3 protein-coding genes and 2 pseudogenes are annotated in these 2,643 nt (G+C 60.2%); 3 read left to right on the plus strand and 2 right to left on the minus strand.

What is annotated here, in order from left to right; translation table 11 throughout:
* Window positions 1-241: pseudogene (locus KBF66_RS19460) on the minus strand (nucleoside deaminase); the annotation flags it as partial.
* A 131-nt stretch (window positions 242-372) separates the two neighbouring features.
* Window positions 373-846, minus strand: coding sequence for a YqaA family protein (locus KBF66_RS19465; protein WP_296661409.1), 474 nt, complete (start codon window positions 844-846; stop codon window positions 373-375).
* A 150-nt stretch (window positions 847-996) separates the two neighbouring features.
* On the opposite strand from KBF66_RS19465, the gene dusB reads away from it, so the two are divergent.
* The 3 genes and pseudogenes from dusB to purH form a co-directional block, all read left to right on the plus strand.
* Window positions 997-2,046 carry a tRNA dihydrouridine synthase DusB gene (gene dusB, locus KBF66_RS19470; RefSeq protein ID WP_296661411.1) on the plus strand — a complete coding sequence of 350 codons (1,050 nt, stop codon included), beginning with the start codon at window positions 997-999 and terminating at the stop codon, window positions 2,044-2,046.
* Entirely contained in the window at window positions 2,043-2,279 is a 237-nt protein-coding gene (locus KBF66_RS19475; RefSeq protein WP_296661413.1) for a helix-turn-helix domain-containing protein, read from the plus strand. Before dusB ends, KBF66_RS19475 begins: the two co-directional genes overlap by 4 nt.
* Window positions 2,280-2,338: 59 nt before the next feature.
* Window positions 2,339-2,643, plus strand: a pseudogene (gene purH, locus KBF66_RS19480) (bifunctional phosphoribosylaminoimidazolecarboxamide formyltransferase/IMP cyclohydrolase); the annotation flags it as partial.

A 2,643-nucleotide genomic window follows, 5' to 3' on the forward strand; every position in this document is an offset into this window, starting at 1 on the left:
GCTCCACCGTGGTCACCAGCGTGCATTGCCAAAGGTAATCACTTGCGAAGTTGGTTGCGGCGGCGCGCGCCAGGGTCGACTCGGCGTGATTGACCGTATCCACGTTGCCCTGTTCGGCCAGAACGGTTTCGCCATCCGGAGCAATCAGAACCGCCCCGAAAGGATGTCGCCCGAGTGCCATGGCCCGCCGCGCAACGCCATTGGCGCGGCGAAGGTGTCGCAGGACTTGCTCATGCGACATTGTGACGCCACGGGTTTGCGGATCACCAGACATTCACTCTCCTTGAGCGCTACGTTGTGCCCATTTGGGTGCACGTTATTTGAAAAAGCAAAACAGCTCGCGCAACGGCATCTTAATCAACCAGGGCCAACTCACCAGATCTTGACCAGCCCGATCAACACCGCCGTCATCGTCACATAGCGCGCAAACTTGCCAATTGCCATATAAGCCAGGCATGGCCAGAACGGCAGCTTGAGCCAGCCTGCCACGGCACACAGCGGGTCGCCCACAGCGGGCAGCCAGGCCAGCAGGCAGGCCTTGGGTCCTAATTTCTCCAGCCAGTCGAGTGCCTTGGTATGGGTTGGCGAGTGCCGGTATTTGTCCACGACCTGATGTGCGCCGTAGCCCATCCACCAGTCCACTGCGCCGCCCAGTGTGTTGCCTGCCGTTGCCACCAGAACCACGGGCCAGAACTGATCAGGATTGAGTTGCACCAGTGCGAAGACGACCGGTTCCGACCCCAGCGGAAGCAGCGTGGCCGAGATGAACGAGACCACAAATACCGTACTCAGGCTGTACTGGGGCAGTGACAGCAAGGCAAGCAGTGTGTTGATCCATTCGGGCATACGGGCAGTGTAGGTTGCACTTGGGCAGGTGTGGTGGGCGTGCGCAAAGTATTTCTGCGGATTTCAATTGCTGAAATTTTAGGCAGCTAGAATAGGCTGCGACCCGCGTCATCCGTTTCAAACCCCACCCCCTTTTTCTTATCCATCCGCATGCACATCGGCCACTTTGCCATGGCGAATCCCCTGTTTGTTGCACCCATGGCGGGCGTGACAGACCGGCCTTTTCGCCAGCTCTGCAAGCGCCTGGGGGCGGGCTATGCAGTCAGTGAGATGGTGACCTCGCGGCCGGATTTGTGGAAGACACTCAAGACGTCGCGCCGGGCCAACCATGCTGGTGAGCCCGGTCCTATTGCCGTGCAGATCGCCGGCACCGAGCCACAGATGATGGCCGACGCTGCGGTGTACAACATCGAGCGTGGCGCGCAGATCATTGACATCAATATGGGTTGCCCGGCCAAAAAGGTTTGCAACAAGTGGGCGGGCTCGGCCCTGATGCAGGACGAAGCGCTGGCCCTTTCCATCGTTGAAGCGGTCGTGGCCGCATGTGCGCCGCGCAATGTGCCCGTCACACTGAAGATGCGAACCGGTTGGTGCCAGGCGCACAAGAATGCTGTTCCACTGGCGCGCGCCTTTGAGGCGGCTGGCGTGCAAATGCTGGCGGTGCATGGTCGCACCCGCGAGCAGGGCTACAAGGGAGAGGCCGAGTACGACACCATTGCCGCCGTCAAGGCTGCGGTGCAGATTCCGGTTGTGGCCAACGGCGACATCACAACTCCCGAAAAAGCGCGCGACGTGCTGCGGGCCACGGGAGCGGACGCCATCATGATTGGCCGCGCGGCGCAGGGCCGGCCATGGATATTTCGCGAAATCGCACACTTTCTGGCGACCGGCACACACCTGGCGCCACCGCTGGTGAGTGAAGTCAAACGGCTGTTGGTGGAGCACCTGTACGACCACTACAGCCTGTACGACGAATTCATCGGCGTGCGCTCGGCGCGCAAGCACATTGGCTGGTATGTGCGTGATCTGCCCGGTGGCGAGGCTTTTCGCAACGAGATGAATGCCTTGCAGGACAGTGTGAGCCAGGTGGCTGCGGTAGAGCAGTTTTTTGATGGTTTGAACGAGAAGATGGACCGCATCCCGTCAAGCGGCGGTGTGGCCAACACAAGAGGACGAGACATGACGGAATGTGTTGTATGAGCAAGAAGCTGCTTGAGGAAAGCGTGCGTACCAGCCTGGAAGGCTACTTTCGCGACCTGCGCGGCACCGAGCCTGGCGGCATGCACGACATGCTGGTGCGCGCGGTCGAAAAACCCCTTCTTGAAGTGGTCATGGCGCAGGCCGAGCACAACCAGTCCAAGGCTGCGCAGTGGCTGGGTTTGAACCGCAACACCCTGCGCAAGAAGCTGCTGGAACACCGACTGATTGATTGATCGCGCTGCGCGAACTGTTTGAGCAGCCGCCCCCATTTTTTAACTACGCCCGCTCCACCATGAACGCACTACTTTCTGTGTCCGACAAAACCGGCATCATCGAACTCGCCCGGGCTCTGCACGAGCAGGGCATCAAGCTGCTCTCCACCGGAGGTACCGCCAAGTTGCTGGCTGAAAAAGGGCTACCCGTGACCGAAGTGGCCGATATGACGGGATTTCCCGAGATGCTGGATGGTCGCGTCAAAACCCTGCACCCCCGCGTTCACGGAGGCCTGCTGGCGCGCCGCGATGTGCCTGCCCACATGGCCGCTTTGGCTGAACACAAGATTGACACCATCGACGTACTGGTGGTGAATCTGTACCC

This window comes from Rhodoferax sp. (genome assembly GCF_018063565.1).
Lineage (GTDB): Bacteria > Pseudomonadota > Gammaproteobacteria > Burkholderiales > Burkholderiaceae_C > Rhodoferax.

Bases quoted from the DNA above. Each gene is read 5' to 3' on its own strand.
- KBF66_RS19465 (WP_296661409.1), bottom strand. From the start codon at position 846: ATGCCCGAATGGATCAACACACTGCTTGCCTTGCTGTCACTGCCCCAG.
- dusB (WP_296661411.1), top strand. From the start codon at position 997: ATGCACATCGGCCACTTTGCCATGGCGAATCCCCTGTTTGTTGCACCC.
- KBF66_RS19475 (WP_296661413.1), top strand. From the start codon at position 2,043: ATGAGCAAGAAGCTGCTTGAGGAAAGCGTGCGTACCAGCCTGGAAGGC.